The organism is Streptomyces sp. NPDC091387, assembly GCF_044756945.1.
Classification (GTDB): Bacteria; Actinomycetota; Actinomycetes; order Streptomycetales; family Streptomycetaceae; genus Streptomyces.
On sequence record NZ_JBIVTZ010000001.1, the window covers coordinates 102,030 to 121,911 of the forward strand.

At 71.8% G+C, this 19,882-nt stretch carries 18 protein-coding genes; 9 read left to right on the plus strand and 9 right to left on the minus strand.

Translation table 11 applies throughout. The features are described 5' to 3' along the window. Positions 1 to 18: 18 nt before the first annotated feature. Positions 19 to 1,230 (minus strand): lipid-transfer protein, encoded by a 1,212-nt coding sequence (locus ACIQM0_RS00530; RefSeq protein ID WP_363027059.1) that lies wholly within the window; start codon positions 1,228 to 1,230, stop codon positions 19 to 21. 35 nt (positions 1,231 to 1,265) lie between these two features. Beyond that, complete coding sequence (locus ACIQM0_RS00535; protein ID WP_401281844.1) at positions 1,266 to 3,446, minus strand: acyl-CoA dehydrogenase; 2,181 nt, start codon at positions 3,444 to 3,446, stop codon at positions 1,266 to 1,268. 260 nt (positions 3,447 to 3,706) lie between these two features. Here ACIQM0_RS00535 and ACIQM0_RS00540 point away from each other — a divergent pair, with 260 nt between their 5' ends. Beyond that, positions 3,707 to 5,500: an MFS transporter gene (locus ACIQM0_RS00540; protein WP_401281847.1), complete on the plus strand. Its 1,794-nt coding sequence runs from the start codon at positions 3,707 to 3,709 to the stop codon at positions 5,498 to 5,500. Here ACIQM0_RS00540 and pepE read toward each other — a convergent pair. Next, complete coding sequence (gene pepE, locus ACIQM0_RS00545) at positions 5,463 to 6,191, minus strand: dipeptidase PepE (RefSeq protein ID WP_401281850.1); 729 nt, start codon at positions 6,189 to 6,191, stop codon at positions 5,463 to 5,465. The genes ACIQM0_RS00540 and pepE overlap by 38 nt on opposite strands. 62 nt (positions 6,192 to 6,253) lie before the next feature. Continuing rightward, entirely contained in the window at positions 6,254 to 7,081 is an 828-nt protein-coding gene (locus tag ACIQM0_RS00550; protein WP_401281853.1) for an IclR family transcriptional regulator, read from the minus strand. Between the two features lie 147 nt (positions 7,082 to 7,228). Between ACIQM0_RS00550 and ACIQM0_RS00555 the strand changes: the two genes are divergently transcribed. From ACIQM0_RS00555 to ACIQM0_RS00585, 7 genes are all read left to right on the plus strand, one after another. Next, a complete protein-coding gene (locus ACIQM0_RS00555) occupies positions 7,229 to 8,182 on the plus strand; it encodes a DUF1177 domain-containing protein (RefSeq protein ID WP_363027068.1) in 954 nt (317 codons plus the stop codon). Further along, a complete protein-coding gene (locus tag ACIQM0_RS00560; protein ID WP_363027070.1) occupies positions 8,182 to 9,573 on the plus strand; it encodes a cytosine permease in 1,392 nt (463 codons plus the stop codon). The genes ACIQM0_RS00555 and ACIQM0_RS00560 overlap by 1 nt, the downstream gene beginning before the upstream one ends. Continuing rightward, the gene (locus ACIQM0_RS00565) at positions 9,570 to 10,898 is read left to right on the plus strand and encodes a M20/M25/M40 family metallo-hydrolase (RefSeq protein WP_363027072.1); all 1,329 of its coding nucleotides are present in this window, start codon (positions 9,570 to 9,572) and stop codon (positions 10,896 to 10,898) included. The genes ACIQM0_RS00560 and ACIQM0_RS00565 overlap by 4 nt, the downstream gene beginning before the upstream one ends. Before the next feature lie 201 nt (positions 10,899 to 11,099). Continuing rightward, entirely contained in the window at positions 11,100 to 11,744 is a 645-nt protein-coding gene (locus ACIQM0_RS00570; RefSeq protein ID WP_401281856.1) for a class I SAM-dependent methyltransferase, read from the plus strand. A gap of 41 nt (positions 11,745 to 11,785) precedes the next feature. Continuing rightward, positions 11,786 to 12,730, plus strand: a complete 945-nt coding sequence (locus ACIQM0_RS00575; RefSeq protein WP_401281859.1) for an N-acetylmuramoyl-L-alanine amidase — start codon at positions 11,786 to 11,788, stop codon at positions 12,728 to 12,730. Between the two features lie 220 nt (positions 12,731 to 12,950). Continuing rightward, the gene (locus ACIQM0_RS00580; RefSeq protein ID WP_401281862.1) at positions 12,951 to 13,763 is read left to right on the plus strand and encodes a hypothetical protein; all 813 of its coding nucleotides are present in this window, start codon (positions 12,951 to 12,953) and stop codon (positions 13,761 to 13,763) included. 114 nt (positions 13,764 to 13,877) lie between these two features. Then, positions 13,878 to 14,888: an LLM class F420-dependent oxidoreductase gene (locus ACIQM0_RS00585; RefSeq protein WP_401281864.1), complete on the plus strand. Its 1,011-nt coding sequence runs from the start codon at positions 13,878 to 13,880 to the stop codon at positions 14,886 to 14,888. A gap of 183 nt (positions 14,889 to 15,071) precedes the next feature. Here the strand turns inward: ACIQM0_RS00585 and ACIQM0_RS00590 are convergent, their stop codons facing one another. From ACIQM0_RS00590 to ACIQM0_RS00600, 3 genes are all read right to left on the minus strand, one after another. Then, positions 15,072 to 16,082 (minus strand): PHP domain-containing protein, encoded by a 1,011-nt coding sequence (locus tag ACIQM0_RS00590; RefSeq protein ID WP_401281867.1) that lies wholly within the window; start codon positions 16,080 to 16,082, stop codon positions 15,072 to 15,074. A gap of 96 nt (positions 16,083 to 16,178) precedes the next feature. Continuing rightward, positions 16,179 to 16,958, minus strand: a complete 780-nt coding sequence (locus ACIQM0_RS00595) for a maleylpyruvate isomerase family mycothiol-dependent enzyme (protein WP_401281869.1) — start codon at positions 16,956 to 16,958, stop codon at positions 16,179 to 16,181. Between the two features lie 40 nt (positions 16,959 to 16,998). Beyond that, positions 16,999 to 17,550, minus strand: coding sequence for a hypothetical protein (locus tag ACIQM0_RS00600; RefSeq protein ID WP_401281872.1), 552 nt, complete (start codon positions 17,548 to 17,550; stop codon positions 16,999 to 17,001). Between the two features lie 140 nt (positions 17,551 to 17,690). Between ACIQM0_RS00600 and ACIQM0_RS00605 the strand changes: the two genes are divergently transcribed. Beyond that, a complete protein-coding gene (locus ACIQM0_RS00605) occupies positions 17,691 to 17,981 on the plus strand; it encodes a hypothetical protein (RefSeq protein ID WP_401281873.1) in 291 nt (96 codons plus the stop codon). Between the two features lie 18 nt (positions 17,982 to 17,999). Here the strand turns inward: ACIQM0_RS00605 and ACIQM0_RS00610 are convergent, their stop codons facing one another. Both ACIQM0_RS00610 and ACIQM0_RS00615 read right to left on the minus strand, forming a co-directional pair. Further along, positions 18,000 to 19,070, minus strand: coding sequence for a prenyltransferase (locus ACIQM0_RS00610; RefSeq protein WP_401281876.1), 1,071 nt, complete (start codon positions 19,068 to 19,070; stop codon positions 18,000 to 18,002). Beyond that, positions 19,067 to 19,843: a class I SAM-dependent methyltransferase gene (locus ACIQM0_RS00615; protein ID WP_401281879.1), complete on the minus strand. Its 777-nt coding sequence runs from the start codon at positions 19,841 to 19,843 to the stop codon at positions 19,067 to 19,069. The genes ACIQM0_RS00610 and ACIQM0_RS00615 overlap by 4 nt, the downstream gene beginning before the upstream one ends. Positions 19,844 to 19,882 lie beyond the last annotated feature (39 nt).

Sequence of the window (19,882 nt, forward strand, 5' to 3'; positions counted from 1 at the left end):
CCGCGGACCCTCGCGTCCTCAGCGGCGCAGAAGTGTCACCACGGCCGCGCCGCCGAGCCCGATGTTGTGGGCGAGTCCGGTGCGGGCGCCGGGCACCTGGCGGGCGCCGGCCTCGTCCCTGAGCTGCCAGGTGAGTTCGGCGGCCTGGGCGATTCCGGTGGCGCCGAGCGGGTGCCCCTTGGAGATCAGGCCGCCCGACGGGTTGACCACCCAGCGGCCGCCGTGGGTGGTGGCGCCGGACTCGACGAGCGCCCCGGACTCGCCCTCGCCGCACAGCCCGAGCGCCTCGTAGGTGAGGAGTTCGTTGATGGAGAAGCAGTCGTGGAGTTCGATGACGTCGAGGTCGTCGGCTCCGATGCCCGCGCTCTCGTACACCTGGCGGGCGGCCTCCCGTGACATGGGCAGTCCGACCGCGTCGATGCAGGTCCCGGAGGCGAAGGAGTCCCCGGTGTCGGTCGTCATGGCCTGGGCGGCGATCTCGACGGCCCGGTCGCCGAGCCCGTGCTCCTCGACGAAGCGCCCGGAGACGACGACGGCCGCGGCCGCGCCGTCGGAGGTCGGTGAGCACTGGAGCCGGGTCAGCGGGTGGTGGATCGGCTTCGCCGCGAGGACCTCGTCGACCGTGTAGGGGGCCTGGAACTGGGCGTACGGGTTGCCCGTCGAGTGGCGGTGGTTCTTGGCCGCGACGGCGGCGAGCTGTGCCTCGGTCGTGCCGTACTTCTTCATGTGCTCGCGGGCCGCGTTGCCGAAGATCTGGGCGGTGGGCGGGGTCATCTCGAAGCCGTGTCCGGCGGCCATGATCCCGTAGTGGCGGGCGACCGGGGACGTCTTGAAATCACCCGCTCCGCCGTCGGACCCGCCGCCGCCGAGCGATCCGCGCGCCATCTTCTCGAAGCCGAGCGCCAGGACGCAGTCGCTGCCGCCGCCCTCGACGAACTGCCGGGCCATCATCAGCGCGGTGGAGCCGGTGGCGCAGTTGTTGTTGACGTTGTAGACGGGTATCCCGGTCAGTCCGAGTTCGTACACGGCGCGCTGTCCGGCGGTGGAGGCCTGGAAGCAGTAGCCGACGGCGGCCTGCTGGACGTCCTCGTACGCGACACCGGCGTCGGTGAGCGCGGCCGTGCCCGCTTCCTTCGCCATGTCCCAGTACTGCCAGTCGCGGGTCTCGGGCTTCTCGAACCTCGTCATCCCTACGCCGACGATGTATGCCTTCGCGGCCTTCGCTGTCATGGTGTTGTGTCCTTTCGGAGGGGCGGTGGCCCCTCTCAGTCCCTCGGCAGGCCGAGGATGCGCTCGGCGACGACGTTGAGCTGGACCTGGGTGGTGCCGCCCGCGATGGTCAGGCAGCGGGACATCAGGAATCCGTGGACGGCCCGTTCGCCCGGTCCCTCGGCCACCGCGCCCGCGGGGCCGAGGAGTTCGAGGGCGAGTTCGGCGACCTTCTGCTGGTGGGCGGTCTGGATGAGCTTGCGTACCGAGGCGCCGGCGCCGGGTTCGAGGCCGGAGACCTGTTGCAGCGTGGTGCGCAGCCCGATGCAGGCCAGCGCGTGGGCCTCGGCGGCGAGTGCTCCGATCCGGGCCCGGCAGGCGCCGTCGAGTCCGGCGGAGCGGTCGATCAGGGCTTCGAGGCCGGTGTCGAAGGTCATCTGGTCGGCCATGTGGACGCGTTCGTTGCCCAGGGTGTTGCGGGCGACCTGCCAGCCGCCGCCGGCCTCGCCGACCAGGGCGTCGGCGGGCAGCATGACGTCGTCGAAGTACACCTCGTTGAAGAGGGAGTCCCCGGTGATCTCCTTCAGCGGGCGGATGTCGATGCCCTCGGTGTTCTTCATGTCGACGAGGAAGTAGCCGAGGCCCTGGTGCTTGGGGGCGTCCGGATCGGTCCTGGCGAGCAGGATGCCGTGGTCGGCCCACTGGGCCGCGCTCGTCCACACCTTCTGGCCGTTGATCCGCCAGCCCTCCGGGGTGCGTTCGGCCCGGGTGCGCAGCGAGGCGAGGTCGGAGCCGGCTTCGGGTTCGGAGAACAGCTGGCACCACAGGAGTTCGCCGCGCAGGGTCGGCAGCAGATAGCGGTCCTGCTGCTCGGGCGTTCCGTGTGCGAGGAGGGAGGGCACCACCCAGGTGGCGATCTGGAGGTCGCTCAGCTTCACGCCCTGTTCGCGCAACTCCTGTTGCACGGCGAGCTGTTGTACGGGTCCGGCGTCCAGGCCGTAGGGCGCGGGCAGATGTGGGGCGGCGTAGCCGGTGGGTGCGAGGGCGCGGCGGGCGGCCTTCGGGTCCAGGCCCCGGGCGGCGGCGACGGCCTCGCGGGCCGCCGCGCGGTGTGCGGCCGCCTCCGCCGGGAGTTCCAGGGTGAGTTCGCGGCGCGCCCCGGCCGCGGCGAGCCGGACGGCGCGCTGCCGGTGGACGTCCCCTGACCCCAGCAGCTGGCGTGCCACCAGGGCGCGGCGCAGGTACAGGTGGGCGTCGTGCTCCCAGGTGAAGCCGATCCCGCCGAGGATCTGGATGGCGTCCTTGGCGCAGGTGTACGCGGCGTCCAGGGCGGTCGACGCGGCGAGGGCCGCGGCCATGCCCCGTACCTCCGGTGCCTCGTCGGCCGCGCGGGCGGCGTCCCAGACCAGCGCGCGGGCCTGTTCGACCCGTACGAGCATGTCGGCGCAGAGGTGTTTGACGCCCTGGAACTGTCCGATGGGGCGGCCGAACTGCTCGCGGACCTTGGCGTGTTCGGTGGCGGTGTCCAGCGAGCGGGCGGCGGTGCCGCAGGCCTCGGCGGCGAAGAGGACGGCGGCGAGGTCGCGGACGAGTCCGGAGTCGGTGGGCAGCAGCCGCCCGGCGGGGACCAGGACGCCCTCGGCCCGGACCTCCGCGGTGGGGCGGGTCGGGTCGGCGCCGCGGTGCGGGCGTACGGCCAGTCCCCGGGTGCCGGTGTCGACGGCGAACCAGCGGGTGCCGGTGACCGTGGCGGCGGGGAGCAGCAGCAGGTCGGCCCCGGCGGCGGAGAGCACCGGCGGGAGTTCGCCGTCGAGCAGATGGCCGTCCTCCTGCTCGACGGCGGTGAGGCTGCCGGGGCCGAGGGCGACGGCGCCGGTGCGCCGTCCCGCGGCGAGGTCCCGTACCAGGGCGGACGTGTCCGGCGCCGAGGCGTGCAGTACCGCGGAGGCGAGGGCGCTCGCCAGGAAGGGGCCGGGGAGTGCGGCCCGGCCCGCCTCTTCGAGGACGACGGCGAGATCGAGCAGCCCGCCGCCTCCGCCTCCGTACTCCTCGGGGAGATGGATGCCGAGCAGGCCCTGTTCCGCCAGCCCGTCCCAGTGATCGGGGCGTGCGCCGGTGGCGGCGGGGGCGTCCGCGTCAAGAATTTTCCTGGTTTCCCCGGGCGGTACGGTCCGCGCGAGCCACCCCCGTACGGCCTGCGCGAGCTCCCTGTGTTCTTCGGTGATTCCGATGCCCATGCGGATCCTCGCCGGTCGCAGCCACTGGAACGGCGCAAGAGTAGAACACGTTCCAATCTGACGGAAGGTCAGACGGGCATCTGTTTCCGGCCGGAGGCGCACTCCCGGCCACCGCCGTGTCCTGTTCGCCCCCCGTTCACCGGAATACCTCGGACATGCGGAAGGTTGCACCCTGCACACACTTGGCGGGCCACGCTGCCCGCAGCACGGCCCGCACGCCTTCCCGTCCCTCCCTCTCCCGCTGCCCGGAGGCCGCACGTATGCCACAGACGACGCACGAACAGCAGCCCGCGGAGCTTCCCTCGCCGCGGACGCCGAAGACGGGCAAGGGGATCGTCCCCGTGCTCGCCTTCGCGGGTATCACCGTGGCGGTGATGCAGACCCTGCTCGTCCCCGTCATCAAGGACCTGCCCGCCCTTCTCGACACCGACCCGTCCAACGCCACCTGGGTGATGACGGCGACGCTGCTCGCCGGAGCCGTCTCCACGCCGATCATGGGGCGGCTCGGGGACCTCAACGGCAAACGGAGGATGCTGCTGGCCAGCCTCGCCGTCATGGTCGTCGGCTCCCTGATATGCGCCTTCACCGACGACCTCGTGATCATGATCGTGGGCCGCGCGCTCCAGGGCTTCGCCATGGGCGCCATCCCGCTGGGCATCGGCATCATGCGCGACGAGCTGCCGCGCGAGAAGCTCGGCTCGGCCATGGCCCTGATGAGCTCCTCGATCGGCGTGGGGGGCGGACTCGCCCTGCCCGCCGCCGCCCTGGTCGCCCAGCACACCGACTGGCACACCCTCTTCTTCGGCTCGGCCGGCCTCGGCGTGCTCGCCATGGGGCTGACCGTGCTCGCGGTGCCGGAGCCCGAGCTGCGGGCCCCCGGCCGGTTCGACGTCCCCGGCGCCCTCGGCCTCTCGGCCGGACTGGTCCTCCTGCTGCTGCCCATCACCAAGGGCAGCGACTGGGGCTGGACCTCCCCCACCACCCTCGGACTGGTCGCCGCCGGCCTGCTGGTGCTGCTGCTGTGGGGCGTCTTCGAGCTGCGCAGCGACGCACCCCTGGTCGATCTGCGGACCACCGCACGCCGCGAGGTGCTGCTCACCAACCTCGCCTCGATCATGGTCGGGGTCGCCTTCTACGCCGTCTCGCTGGTCCTGCCGCAGCTGCTCCAGCTGCCGCTGTCCACCGGCTACGGCCTCGGCCAGTCGATGGTGGTCGCCGGGCTGTGCGTGGCGCCGCTGGGTCTGACGATGATGCTCGTCGCCCCGCTGTACGCCCGGCTGTCCGCCCGGTACGGCCCCAAGGTCACGCTGATGCTCGGCATGGCGGTCATCGCCATCGGATACGGGGCCGGGCTCGGCCTGATGAGCGCCGCCTGGCAGACCGTCGTCATCGCGGTCGTGCTCGGCGCCGGCATCGGGCTCGCCTACTCCTCGCTGCCCGCGCTGATCATCGGGGCCGTCGACGCCTCGGAGACGGGCGCGGCCACCGGGCTCAACACCCTGATGCGCTCGATCGGCACCTCGGTGTCCAGCGCGGTGATCGGCATGGTACTGGCCCACACCTCCGTACAGATGGGGCCGGTCGCGGTGCCCAGCATGGAGGGCTTCCGCACCTCGTTCATGATCGCGACGGGTGCGGTGCTGGCCGGACTGGTGCTGGCCGCGTTCCTGCCGTCGCAGCGGGCGGCCGCCGCGCCGGTCCTGCTGGCGAGCAGCGCGGGCGACGCGACGGCCCGGCTGTCCGGCCTCCCGCTCCCGCTCCCCGGCTCCGGCTTCCGCGGCCGGGTCCTCGAAGCCGACGGGACCCCGGTGGCCGGCGCCAACGTCACCCTGATCGACCGGCAGGGCCGGCAGGCCGGGCTCACCACGACCGACGCGGAGGGCCGGTACGCGCTCGCCGCCCCGGCCGGCGGCAGCTTCGTCCTGGCCGGATCGGCCGCCGGATACGCGCCGCGCGCCTACCCGGCGGCCCACCCCGCGAGCGGCCGGCCCGCCGAGGCCGATCTGGTGCTGTCCCTCAGCGCACCGGTGCGTCGAACCTCGGTGCGGTCGTGAGCAGATGAGAGACGTCCGTCCCCGCCGGGAACTCCTGCGGCCGCGCGCCGCGGGTGAACAGCCGCGCGGGGCGGGCGCCCTGGACCCGGGCCTGGCGCCCGTTGACCCGCAGCCATGAGCCCTCGCGCAGACCGAGCACCGGGACGTCGTTCTCCTCCAGGAACTCGGTGAGCCGTTCCTCGCGGGTCTCGCCCTTGTGGGTGCTGTCCGGGTCCGGGTCCAGGTAGTGCGGGTTGATCTGGAACGGGACGAGGCCGAGCGTCTCGAAGGACGGCGGCTGCACGATCGGCATGTCGTTCGTGGTGCGCAGGGTGGGCGACGCCATGTTCGTGCCGGCGCTGGCCCCCATGTACGGCAGTCCGTCGCGCACCGCCTCGATCACGGCGTCGCGCAGCCCGGTCCGGTAGAGCGCGCTCAGCAGCCGGAAGGAGTTGCCGCCGCCGATGAACACGGCGTCGGACGCGGCGAGTTCGGCGACCGGGTCGGCGTTCTCGTGGACACCGCGGACGCTGATGCCGGCCGGCTCCAGGGCGCCCTGGACCCGCGCGGTGTACGTCGTGTAGTCCGCGAGCGCGTACGGCACGAAGGCCAGCCTGGCGCCGGAGGGCAGGAACGCCTGCACCGTGTCGAGGGCGTGTTCCAGGTAACCGCAGCCGTGCTGGGTGGAGTTGGAGAGCAGGAGCAGATTCACGGGGTTCCTCTTGGGTTCTCTTCGGTTCAGGTCGTGCGGGTGGAGCGGGGCCCGATCGCCGGTCAGCTGGTGCGGCGGGACCGGGGCTTGGGGCGTTGCGGCGGGTGGGTGAGGCGCCTCTCCAGCATGTCGGCCGCCTTGCGCAGCGCGTCGATCCGGTTCTCCGGCGCCCCCTCGAACCGCGCCTCCGCGCCGCCCAGGCTGAGGCTTCCGTACGGCTCGCGCCCGAGGAAGACCGGTACGGCGAGGGTCGCGATGCCGGTGTCGTACTCGCCGACCGTCCAGGCGTACCCCTGGGCACGCACCTTCAGCAGCTCCCGCTCCAGCAGGTCCGGATCGGTCACCGTCCGGTCCGTGAACCGGGCCATCGGGCGTCCCCGGAAGAGCCGGTGGCGCTGCTCGTCCGGCAGGTAGGCGTAGAACGACTTACTGGTCGCCCCGGCGTGCGCCGGGTAGAGCTCGCCGACCAGGGGGTAGTAGCGCAGCGGCCCGGTCTCGCCCTCCTCGGCCGCCACGCACCGCATGTGGAAGCTGTCCGGCAGGCAGAACAGCACGGTGTCGCCGGTGACCCGGCGCAGCTCCTCCAGGACCGGCCCGGCGAGCAGCTCCAGCGATCCGGAGCGCTCCCAGAGCCTGCCCAGACGCAGCACGGCGGGGCCGATGCGGTAGCGGCGGGTGGCCGGGTCGGAGACCAGGAAGCCGCGGCCCGCGAGGGTGGCGAGCAGCCGCTGGGCCACCGAGGTGTCCCAGCCGAACTCCTCGGCGACCTCGGTGACGCCCCAGTCGGGCCTGGTCCGCTCGAACGCGAGCAGCACGAGAAGCGCCCGGTCGACGGTTTGCAGGGCTCCGGCGGGCGTCCGCCGGTCCAGATCGAAGTCCGCCATCGTCATCTCACCCTTCAGACCCGAGTTGCAAATAACGGGAAATGGTTGCGCTCAACGCTATCGGATCCCGAATCTGCTCTCAGCACCCCGTCCGGCGTCCTACTCCCTGCCGGGCGCCGGACGGGTGTGATGGATGCGCGAGAAAGGCCCCCCATGTTGAAGTACGTACTGGACATCGTCGACCTCCTCGACGACCCGCAGGCCAATGGCAAGACGGTCGTCGAGTACCTCGACGCCGCGGCGGGGGCCGAGGGCTCGTCGGCGGAGGTCACCACGGTCACCGGCGAGCGCGGCTCGACGGACTTCGTGATGGTCCGCATCCCCGGCTCCCGGGGGCGCACGGCCGGGGGCACCGCCCGCACCCTGGGTGTGGTCGGCCGGCTCGGCGGCATCGGCGCCCGGCCCGAGGTGACCGGCCTGGTCTCCGACGCCGACGGGGCGGTCTCCGCCGTCGCCACCGCCGCGAAGCTGCTCGACATGCGCCGCCGCGGCGATGTGCTGCCCGGCGATGTGATCGTCGCCACCCACATCTGCCCGAACGCGCCGACCGAGCCGCACGACCCGGTGCCGTTCATGGGCTCGCCCGTGGACATCGCCACCATGAACCGCCACGAGGTGACGGACGCCATGGAGGCCGTGCTCTCCATCGACACCACCAAGGGCAACCGCATCATCAACCACAAGGGCCTCGCCCTGTCGCCCACCGTCAAGGAGGGCTGGGTGCTCCGGGTGAGCGAGCAGCTCGGGGAGCTGCTGGCCGTGGTGACCGGTGAGCCGTTGGTCACGTACCCGGTGACCACACAGGACATCACGCCGTACGGTAATGGTGCACACCACATCAATTCGATCCTCCAGCCCTCCACCGCCACGGCCGCTCCCGTGGTCGGTCTGGCGGTCACCTCGGCCGCCGCGGTGCCGGGCTGCCAGACGGGCGCGAGTCATGAGAGCGACATCGCGTCCGCCGCCCGCTACGCCGTGGAGGTCGCCAAGGCCTACGGCGCGGGCCACCTGGACTTCCACGACGCGGTGGAGTTCGACAACCTCGTCAACCGCTACGGGTCGCTGTCTCACCTGCAGACCCTCGGCCGCACACCCCAGGAGTCCTGATGGCTGCCGCCCCTCCGGCCGACGCCGCGGTCAACGAGACCAAGAGCATCGGCAGCGACGACTACTCGCTCTCGCGCGTCCCGCGCGACAAGCGGTTCGGCTTCTGGTCCATGCTGCTCCAGTGGCTGGCCCAGTCCGGGTCGATCTCGCAGTTCACGCTCGGCGCCACCATCGGCGTCGGCATGACCTTCGGGAACGCCTTCCTCGCCTTCACGCTCGGCGCGGTCATCCTGGAGATCGTGATCTTCGCGATCGGCCTGGCCGGTATGCGCGAGGGTCTCGCGACCCCGATGCTGACCCGCTGGGTGGGCTTCGGCCGCAACGGTTCCGCGCTGGTCAGCTTCGTCATCGCGGTCAGCCTGGTCGGCTGGTTCGGCGTCCAGAACACGATCTTCGGCAACAGCGTCTCGGCGCTGGTCGGCGGACCGTCCTGGATGTGGTGCGTGATAGCCGGCATCGCCATCACCGCCCTGGTGATCTTCGGCTTCAAGTACATGGCCGTCTTCGCGAAGATCGTCACCCCGCTCTTCTTCGCGATGGTCGCGTGGTCGGTCATCACGACGCTGAAGGACCACTCCCTCAGTGACCTGATCAACTCGCCGCCGCCCGGCCAGACGATTCCCCTCGCGGTCGCCGCCACCGCCATCGCGGGCGGCTTCATGACCGGCGCCATCGTCGCGCCGGAGATGACCCGCTACAACAAGAAGGGCTCGCACGTCTTCGTGCAGAGCGCCTCCTCGATGATCCTCTCCGAGTACATCGTCGGCATGACCGGCGTGCTCCTGGGCCACCTGGTCAAGAGCAACGAGGTCTCGCACATCGTGCTCTCCACCTCGGGTGCCTTCGGCGTCATCGTGGTCCTGATGTCCACGGCGAAGATCAACGACTGGAACCTGTACGGATCCTCGCTCGGCGTCGTCAACTTCTTCCAGGTCGTCTTCGGCAAGCGGATCCACCGCGGCGCCGTCACCATCGTCCTCGGCATCGCGGGCACGCTCCTGTCCGCGGTCGGGATCATGACCCACTTCACCGAGTTCCTCACCATCCTCGGCGTCGCGATCCCGCCGATCGGCGGCATCATCGTGGCCGAGTACTGGGTCGTGAAGCGGATGCGCAAGCCGCTGGACGACACCCGCGAGGCCGAGACCCTGCCGAAGTCCTCGCCGACCTGGGTGCCGATGTCCATCGTCATCTGGATCGTGGCCTTCTGCGTCGGCAAGTTCTACGACGGCGGCATACCGGCCCTGAACTCGCTGGCCACCGCATTCGTCCTGTACTGCGTCCTCGGCCTGCTGGGCTGGGTGAAGCCGTACGGCACCTCCACCACCGAGGACGACGAGGACAACGCGGTCCCCGACGCCCCCGCCACCACCCCTGTGGGAGCAGCATGAGCACCCCCGAACCCACCGCCGCCCTGGTCCCCGCCTCAGACGAGGCCCAGGCCGAGGTCATCGACCTCTGCGCCGAACTGATCAGGTTCGACACCTCCAACCCCACCAGCAACGAGCGTGCGAGTGCCGACTGGGTGGTGGGCCGCCTCGCCGAGGTGGGCATCGACTCGGAGCTGATCGAGTCCGCCCCGGGCCGGGCCAGTGTCATCGCCCGGATCGCCGGCCGCGATCCGGAGCGCGGCGCCCTGATGGTCCACGGCCATCTGGACGTCGTGCCCGCCGACGCCTCCGAGTGGCAGGTGCCCCCGTTCTCCGGTGAGATCCGGGACGGCTACCTGTGGGGCCGCGGCGCGATCGACATGAAGGACACGGTGGCCGTCATGCTGGCCACCGCCCGGCACTTCGCCCGCACCGGCACCCGGCCCTCGCGCGACCTGGTCCTGGCCTTCCTCGCCGACGAGGAGGCGGGCGGCAAGTTCGGCGCCCACTGGCTCGTCGAGCACCGCCCGGAGCTGTTCGCCGGGGTCACGGAGGCGATCGGCGAGGGCGGCGGGTTCTCCTTCGCCCTCGACGACACCCGGCGCCTCTACCCGATCGAGAACGCCCAGCGCGGCATGGCCTGGATGGAGCTCACCGCGACCGGCCGGGCCGGCCACGGCTCCTCGCCCAACGACGAGAACGCGGTCACCGACCTCGCCGAGTCGCTGACCCGGATCGGCCGCGAGACCTTCCCGATCCGGCTGATCGAGCCGGTCCGCGCGCTGCTCGAAGAGGCCGCCCGCCTCTACGGCGTGGAGTTCGACGAGGACGACATCGAGGGCAGCCTCGCCAAGCTGGGCCCGGTCTCCGACTTCATGCAGGTGGTCCTCCGCAACTCGGCGAACCCCACCATGTTCAACGCCGGTTACCAGACCAACGTCATCCCCGGAAAGGCCACCGCCCGCGTCGACGGCCGCTTCCTGCCCGGCCACGAGCAGGAGCTGATCGACACGATCGACAGGCTGCTGCTCCCCTCGGTCAGCCGCGAGTGGGTCAACCACGACATCGCGATGGAGACCACCTTCGACGGCCCGCTCGTCGACGCCATGTGCGACGCGGTGCGCGCCGAGGACCCGGACGGCCACCCCGTGCCGTACTGCAACCCCGGCGGTACGGACGCCAAGGCCTTCACCCACCTGGGCATCCGCTGCTTCGGCTTCAAGGGCCTGAAGCTCCCGCACGACCTGGACTACGGCCGCCTGTTCCACGGCGTGGACGAGCGCGTCCCGCTGGAGGGACTGCGCTTCGGCGTCCGCGTCATGACCCGACTCTGGCAGAGCTGCTGACCACCGCGTCACAGCTCCACCAGGGGCCCGCCCCGACCCGGGCTCACCCCACCTGCGCCCCCGCCGACACTCTCGGCGGGGGCGCAGGCATTCCCCCGCGGGCCCGGACACACCCCCGCGCGCACCCCCGGCCCGGACGTGCGGCACGATGGGGCGCCGTCGAAACGCCCCGTCCCCGTATCCCGCACCAGGAGGAACCCCGTGGCCGCCGAGCCCCAGCCGGAGATTCTTGCCGCGTTCCAGGCCGCCAAGGGCTTCATGCCGGTGGTGGAGGGGCTGGCGCTGTACGCGGCCGCGGCCGAGGCCGCCGCGCTCGGGCTGCCGCTGCTGGAGGTGGGCACGTACTGCGGGCGCTCCACCCTCCTGCTCGCCGACGCCGCCCGTGCCGCCGGGGCGACGGCCCTCACCGTCGACCACCACCGGGGCAGCGAGGAGCAGCAGCCCGGCTGGGAGTACCACGATCCGACCGTGGTGGACCCGGAGGTCGGCCGGATGGACACGCTGCCCACCTTCCGCCGGACGCTGCACGCGGCCGGTCTGGAGGAGCACGTGGTGGCGCTCGTGGGGCGCTCCCCGCAGGTCGCGGCCGTCTGGGGCGGGCCGCTCGGCCTGGTCTTCATCGACGGCGGTCACACCGACGAGCACGCGAACGGCGACTACGAGGGCTGGGCGCCGCATGTCGCCGAGGGCGGGCTGCTGGCGATCCACGACGTGTTCCCCGACCCGGCGCACGGCGGCCAGGCCCCGTACCGGATCTATCTGCGGGCGCTGGCCTCCGGGGCGTTCACCGAGATCTCGGTGACCGACTCGCTGCGCGTCCTGCGGCGCACCGGGCCCGGCATCTGAGGCCTCCGGACGCCGGGCGGGCTCCCGGATAGCATCGCCGGGTGCGTGACGACGAGAGCGTTCCCCCCACCCCGCGCCGCCCGGCCCTGTTCGCCGCCGCGACGCTGACCGTGCTGTGCCTGGGCGCCACCGGCTGCGGCGGCGGCGGCGACACCGCGCAGGCCCGGCCCGGCCCGGCCGGCACCACGGCCGCCGCACCGGCCCCCGCGACGGCCTCCTCACCGGCCCCGGCCTCCCCGTCACCGGTGCACAGCAGTCCCTCCGTGGCGCGGTCGCCCTCCCCGTCGGCGTCCGCGCCGGACGCCCCGTCCGGGCCCCTGTCGGGGAAGACGGTCGTCATCGACCCCGGGCACAATCCGCGCAACCACCTGCACACCGCCGAGATCGGCCGTCAGGTGGACATCGGCACCACGCACAAGGAGTGCGACACCACCGGCACCTCCACCAACTCCGGTTACGCGGAAGCCGAGTTCACCCTCGACGTGGCGCACCGGATGCGCACACTGCTGCGGGCGCAGGGTGCGAAGGTGGTGCTGACGTACGACGACGACCGGCCGTTCGGCCCGTGTGTCGACGAACGGGCCCGGATCGGCAACAAGGCCGGGGCCGATGCGGTCGTCTCGGTCCACGCGGACGGATCGGCGGCCGGCAACCGGGGTTTCCACGTGATCCTTCCCGGTCCGGTGCGCGGCGGCGACGCGGACACCTCGGAGATCGTCGGCCCGTCGCGCGATCTCGGTACGCGTATCGCCGGACTCTTCGTCCGCGCTACCGGAAGTGCGCCTTCCAATTACATCGGCGGCAATACCGGACTGGACACCCGCAAGGATCTCGGCGGACTTAATTTGTCTACCGTGCCCAAAGTGTTCATCGAATGCGGCAATATGCGTGATCCGAAGGACGCGGCCCTGCTCAGCAGTGCGAGCTGGCGCCAGAAGGCGGCACAGGGGATCGCCGACGGCATCAGCAGCTACCTCAACGGGTAGTAAGAGGTGGTTCTGCGATGAATTCGGGAGGATGCCCGCCCAACGTCCGGACGGGGGGCACCACCCGACCGGGCAGACGATAGATTCATCCGTACGATGGGGAGCCGCCCCCGAGCTTCGCGCCGTGCCCGCCGTACCGGTGGCAGCGACGACCGCCCCGACGAGACGACCGACTAAGGACCTTCACGTGAATATCCGCTCCCTCACTCGAGGCGATGGCGTGGTGATCGGAGCAGCGGTCGTGCTGTTCATCGCCTCTTTCCTCGACTACTTCTCCTATGGGAACTCCAGCATTGACGCGCCGAACTCCTGGGATTCGCTGGGCAACGCGATCGGTGTCTACATGGTCGGAGTGGCCGGCGCCGCGCTGATCGTGCTCTCCCGCGCTCAGCCGCAGCCGCGCAAGGTCGCCGGTCTGGATCTCGCCCAGTTCGGCGTGGCCGCCACGGTGTTCACCGCGTGGAACCTGTTCTGGACGATCATCGACCTCGGCCAGATCGACGCAGGTGCCGGTCTGATCCTCGGCATGATCGCCGCGCTGGTGCTGGCCGCCGGTGCGGTCGCCTCCCCGCTGCTTCCCGCGCTGAAGGCCCCGCTCATGGGCGCCCCGAAGCCGCAGGCCGTGCACCCGCCGTACGGTGGCCAGCCGCAGCCCGGCCAGGGTTACGGCTACCCGGGCGCGCAGCAGCCGTCCTTCGGTGGTCAGCAGCCGGGCCAGCCGCAGCCGTACGGCGCCCAGCAGCCCGGCCAGCCCGGTCAGCCCGGTCAGCCCGAGCCGCAGCAGACCGGTGCGCCGGCCCAGCAGGCCCCGGCGGCCGGCGGTGCGCCGGCCGGTGAGTTCACCCCGTTCTGGTTCGCGGTTCCGGTGGCCCGTCCGCTGTACGGCGAGGACGGTTCGCCGTCCCCGATCGCCGAACTGGCCCCGGGGACCTGGTACCTGGCGGTCGAGCAGCGCGGTCCGGGCCTCATCGCCCAGACGCAGGACGGCCGTCGTGGCGTGCTCCAGGACACCACGGGCATCCAGCGCGGCTGACGACGCGGCGCACGGACAACCGACAGCGGCCCCCCGCCCCTTCCGGGCGGGGGGCCGCTGTCGTACCCTCCGGCTATATCTGATGCATCGTCAGAATTCTTGGGAGGCGGCGGAATGCGGCTCGGACTCGCTCTCGGATACTGGGGCCGCGGCCCGAACCCGGCCCATCTGGACCTCGCCCGAGAGGCGGAGGACCTGGGCTACGCGTCGGTATGGACGGCCGAGGCCTGGGGTTCGGACGCCTTCACCCCGCTGACCTGGATCGCCGCCCACACCTCCCGTATCCGGCTGGGCACCGGCATCGCGCAGATGGCGGCGCGCACCCCGACCGCAACCGCCATGCACGCCCTGACGCTCGATCACCTCTCCGGCGGCCGGATGATGCTGGGCCTCGGGCTCTCCGGTCCACAGGTCGTCGAGGGCTGGTACGGGCGGCCGTTCCCCCGAAGCCCGTTGACCGCGACCCGCGAGTACGTCGATGTGGTGCGCCAAGTACTCAGTCGCGAGGCGCCTGTTGAGCTGGACGGCCGGTTCCACTCGCACCCGTACAACGGTCCGGATGCCACCGGGCTCGGCAAACCGCTGAAGGCGATCACCCATCCGCTGCGGGCGGACCTCCCGGTGCTGCTCGGTGCGGAGGGGCCGAAGAACATCGCGCAGACCACCCGGATCGCGGACGGCTGGCTGCCCCTGTACTGGTCGCCGCTGCGCACCGACGTGTACGAGGCCTCGCTCACCGGCCTCCGCGAAGGGTTCATGATCGCGCCGATGGCCCGTGCGCAGGTCTGCGACGACGTCGCGGAGGGACTGCTGCCGGTGAAGGCGATGCTCGGCTTCTACATCGGCGGCATGGGCGCCGCCGCCCGCAACTTCCACGCGGACCTGATGGCGCGGATGGGGTTCGGCGAGGAGGCCCGGCGGATTCAGCGGCTCTTCCTGGAGGGGCGCAAGGAGGAGGCCGTCCTCGCCGTGCCGGACGCGTTCGCCGATGAGATCTCACTGGTCGGCCCCCGTGAACGGATCGCGGAACGCCTGGAGTTGTGGCGCAAGGGCCCGGTCACCGACCTCCTGGTGACGGCCCCCGACCCGCACACCCTGCGGGTGCTGGCGGAGCTCAACCAGTAGCGCCCGCGGGAAGCCGCCCCGAGGGCCTGTATGGGGTTGTCACGCGGCGTCACGGGGCTGGGCACGCACGCTCGCAGCGTTGCCGAAACGCCCTGGTAGCTCCGCTACAAGAGCGTTTCCGCGCCTTGCGATCGCACGCACCCAGCCCCGCTCCTCCTTCCGCGTGACAACCCCATACAGGCCCTAGCTCGTCCAGGCCGTCAGCTCGTCGGCCGTCCACGTCGTGACGACGCGTTCTGCCGGGACCCCGCACTCCTCGGCGCGGGCGCAGCCGTGAATCTGCCAGTCCAGCTGTCCGGGCGCGTGCGCGTCGGTGTCGACGGCGAAGAGCGTGCCCGCCTCGACGGCCCGGCGCAGCAGCCGCCGGGGCGGGTCCAGCCGCTCGGGTCTGCTGTTGATCTCCACGGCCGTGCCCGCCTCCGCGCAGGCGGCGAAGACCTCGTCCGCGTCGAACCGGGACTCCGGACGGCCCCGGCCGGTGATCAGCCGGCCGGTGCAGTGCCCGAGGACGTTCGCCCGCGGATGGCGGACGGCCGCGAGGAGCCGCCGGGTCATCGGGCCGGGGTCCATCCGCAGTTTGGAGTGGACGGAGACGACCACCAGGTCCAGTTGTGCCAGCAGCTCGTCCTCCTGGTCGAGGGAGCCGTCGAGGTTGATGTCGCACTCGATGCCCGTCAGCAGTCTGAACGGGGCCCAGCGCTCGTTGAGTTCGGCGATCTCGGCCAGCTGTCGGCGCAGCCGCCGGGGCGAGAGTCCGTTGGCCACGGTCAGCCGGGGCGAGTGGTCGGTGAGCACCGCCCAGTCGTGGCCGAGCCCGGCGGCCGTACGGCCCATCTCCTCGATCGGGCTGCCGCCGTCCGACCAGTCGGAGTGCAGGTGGCAGTCGCCGCGCAGCAGCGCGAGCAGCCGTTCACCGCCCTCGGCGAGCGGCCCGCCCTCCTCGGCCTCGGTCTCCAGCCGCTCCAGATACGCGGGCACCTCTCCGGCCACGGCCTCGCGGACGACCTGCGCGGTCCGGGGGCCGATACCCCTGACCCGCTCCAGCGAGCCGTCCGTCACCCGCTGGACGGCCTCGCCCTCGCCCATCGCGGCGACGGTGCGGGCGGCCGTGCGGAAGGCCTGGACGCGGTAGGTGTCGCCCCTGCCGCGCTCCAGCAGGAAGGCGATCCGCTCCAGGGCCCGGACCGGGTCCATCGCCACCTCCTCGCCGGACGGGACGGGCTGCCGTTCCAGCTTGGCCCAGCGGCGCCCGCCCCGCACACCGGCCGCAGCCGTCGCGGCCCCCGCCCGTCAGCCGAAGGACGACCGCGCCAGCCAGAAGTCCAGCAGCGCCGCGTCTCCCAGGATCTCCACCCGGTCGCTGTCCGGGGCGAGGCGGCGGTTGAAGACCAGCATCAGATCGGTGAGCGGCCCGCGCAGCGCCACGGTCGCCCTCTCGTGCGCGCGGCGCCAGGTGAAGCCGTCCTCGCCGAACTCGATCAGCCATTCGGCGCCGGGGGCGTCGGTGGCGTGCAGATGGATGGAGCGTCCCGCGCCGCGCAGCTCCGCCGCCTGCGGGTCGTCCCCGGCGGCCTGGACGAACGCGACGATCTCCAGCCATTCGTCGATGGTGTCCGCGGCCAGGTCGGCCGCCATCGCATAGGGCACCTTCGCGGTCAGGGCCGCGTCCGCCTGGTGGACGACGGTCTCGATCACCATGCGGCGGGCCCAGAACCCGGTGCTGTGGTCCCGGAACCAGGACCACACCTTCAGCCCGGGTCCCGCCTCCCGCAGCGCCCCGGCGGTCAGCTCCGCCCCCTCCGCCAGCCAGGCGTCCAGCACGGCGGGGTCGTCGCCGTCGGGGGTGAAGTGCGGCACCTTCTCGTCCGGCACCACCTCGGTGGCCCGGGTGCGCACGATCTCACCGATCCAGCGGTGGGCGCCGCCGACGTGGACGGCGAGGTCGCGCAGGGTCCACTCGGGGCAGGTCGGTACGGTCGCGTCGAGGTCCGCGCCGCTCACGGTAGCCCTCAACTCCTGCGTCCTCAGGACGATTTCGTCGCAGTATCGCTCATGGGAAAGAAGGCTCATTGCCGCACCCTGATCGGGGGCGGAGCCGCGCCCCCACGGGTTATCCGCCGAGCTGCGAGGTCGACGGCACCTTGTCCTTCACCTCGGCGCCCGCGCTCTTCCCGGCGTCCTTGATGCCGCTGATGACGCTCTCGAAGGCGCCGATGTCGCCGTCGCCCGCCTCGCCCTTGCCGAGCTTGCCGGCGAGGCCCTTGAGGGAGGTGATGCCCGCGGTCAGCGGGGCGACGGCCTTCGAGAGGAGCGGGTCGCCCTTGGCGTTGTCGGAGGCGGCCTTGAGCCGGTTGTAGGCGAAGCCGCCCGCGAGTCCGGCCTTGACGAGCGCGAAGGTCCGGCCGTCGGCGCCCTTCTTGAACTTGCCGGCGCGGTACGGCTTGACGATCCACTGGTACGTGGCGCCCGCGGCCAGCCCCGCGTTGGTGACGAAACGGGTCTTGGCGAACTTCTGCGCCTGGGCCGAGGACGTACCGGTGGGCGACGCGGAGCTGCTCGCGGAGCTGTCGCCGTCACCGCCGCACGCGGTGGCACCCACCAGCACGGTGCAGGACAGCAGCAGCGCCACGACCAGGCGGCGGAGCGGTACGGAACGGGGCACGGCGGGCCTCCCTGACCGGGCACGTCACGACGGGGCGCCGGGCTCGGCGCTCCCCCGCCAGGCTTGCCCCGGCCCGGACGGTCCGCCACCCGGGTACGCCGTCCGGGTTTCACCCGGCGGAAACTGGCAATCCGGTGTCCATGGCGTACTCAAGAGGCAACGGAAGCAGCACCGCAGCACGCGTCATAGCCGTCGTGGCCGACATCATGGCTTTCATCATCATCCTGTGGATCCTGATGTACCTGCTCGATGCCCACCGCGGCAATGACCTGGTCGAGTTCGTGCGGCACACGGCACGCTGGCTCGCAGGCTGGTCCTACGACCTGTTCACGTTCGACAAGACGTGGGCCAATGTCGTCGCCGGATACGGCCTCGCAGCGGTCGTGTACCTATTCATCGGGCACGCGGTGGCCGGCCGGATCCGACGCTGAGGAAGCCGGGGCGGGACGTCAGCAGCAGTCCGGCTCCAGCCCCTTCGGCAGCCTTTCCCCGCTGAAGACCGCGGTGGTCGCCTCGTCCCCACCGAGCGCGGCCACCGCCAGCAGCAGCGAACCGGCGGTCCAGGCCGTGCGCTCCTCCGGCCAGAACGCCCGGTCGCCCTCGAAGACGTACCCCGTCCAGTACATCCCGTCCTCTGCACGCAGGTGCTGGATGGACTGCAGGACCTCCAGGGCCCGGTCGGACTCGCCCATCACCCAGAGCGCCAGGGCCAGTTCGCAGCTCTCGCCGCCCGTCACCCACGGGTTGGGCAGCACACAGCGCACCCCCAGGTCCGGGACGACGAAGCGGTCCCACCCCTCCGCGATCCGCTTGGTGGCCGCCGGTCCGTCGAGCGCGCCGCCGAGGACCGGGTAGTACCAGTCCATCGAGTAGTGGCTCTTGTCCAGGAAGCGTTCCGGATGGCTGCGGATCGCGTGGGCGAGTGCACCGGTGGCCAGCTCCCAGTCGGGCTGGGGCTCCTCGCGGCGTTCCGCGATGGCCAGCGCGCAGCGCAGCGCCTGGTGGACGGAGGAGGAGCCGGTCAGCAGCGCGTCCTGGACCGGGGTGCCGTCGGCCTCCCGCTTCCAGCCGATCTGGCCGCCGGGCTGCTGGAGCCGCAGCACGAACTCGACGGCGGCGAAGACGGTGGGCCACATCCGGTCGACGAACGCGTCGTCGCCGGTGGCCAGGTAGTGGTGCCAGACGCCGACGGCCACGTACGCGCAGAAGTTGGTCTCCTGAGCGCGGTCGGTCGGCTGCCGCGGGTCGCCGTCGTGGTAGGCGGCGTACCAGGAGCCGTCGCCGTTCTGGTTGCGGGCCAGCCACTCGTAGGCGCGTGCGGCGGCGTCGTGCTCGCCGGCGGCGTCCAGGGCCATGGCGGCCTCCGTGTGGTCCCACGGGTCGAGGTGGTGCCCGCGGAACCAGGGCAGCGCGCCGTTCTCGCACTGCACGGCGAGCAGCGCGGCGACGGTCTCGGTCGCCTGCCCGGCGGTGAGCACTCCGGGCAGCACAAGGTGTTCGGTCCGCTCGGGAAGTGTCACGCCTCGGCCTTGGCGGAGTCGTCGGCCTTCGCCGGGGTGTCGGTGGCCGGGACGGCGGGCAGGTGCGGCTTGGTCGCGTAGGCGACGAAGCTCTTGCCGACGACGGGGTTGAGCAGTTGCTCGGCGACCCGGGTGGCCATTGGCTTCTTCATGATGTCCCAGACCAGCAGCTTGTGGTACGCCCGCACCGGCAGCGCCTTGTCGTTGTCGACGCCGAACGCGCACTTGAGCCACCAGTACGGCGAGTGCAGCGCGTGCGCGTGGTGGGTGCCGTACGGCTTGAGGCCGGCGCCGCGCATCCGGCCGAGGAGCTCCTGCGCCTTGTAGATGCGGATGTGGCCGCCCTCGACCTCGTGGTAGGCGTCGGAGAGTGTCCAGCAGACCTTCTCGGGGCCGTAGCGCGGCACCGTGACCGCGATCCGGCCGCCGGGCCTGAGCACCCGGACCATCTCGGCGAGCACGCCCTTGTCGTCGGGGATGTGCTCCATCACCTCGGAGATGATCACGACGTCGAAGGACTCGTCGGGGAACGGCAGGTTGAGCGCGTCGCCCTCCATCGCGGTGGCGGTCGCGCCCTCCGGGGCCTCCCCTGCCTCCTTCATCGCGGCGAACCACTTCGCGACCTCGCGGATCTCCTCACCGTTCCGGTCGAGAGCCACCACCTGGGCGCCGCGCCGGTAGCACTCGAAGGCGTGGCGTCCGGCGCCGCAGCCCAGGTCGAGCACTCGGTCGCCTGCGGCGAGCGGGAAGCGGGTGAAGTCCACGGTCAGCACGAATGCCTGCTTTCGCGGTCGGGGGTTCGAAGGGGGCGG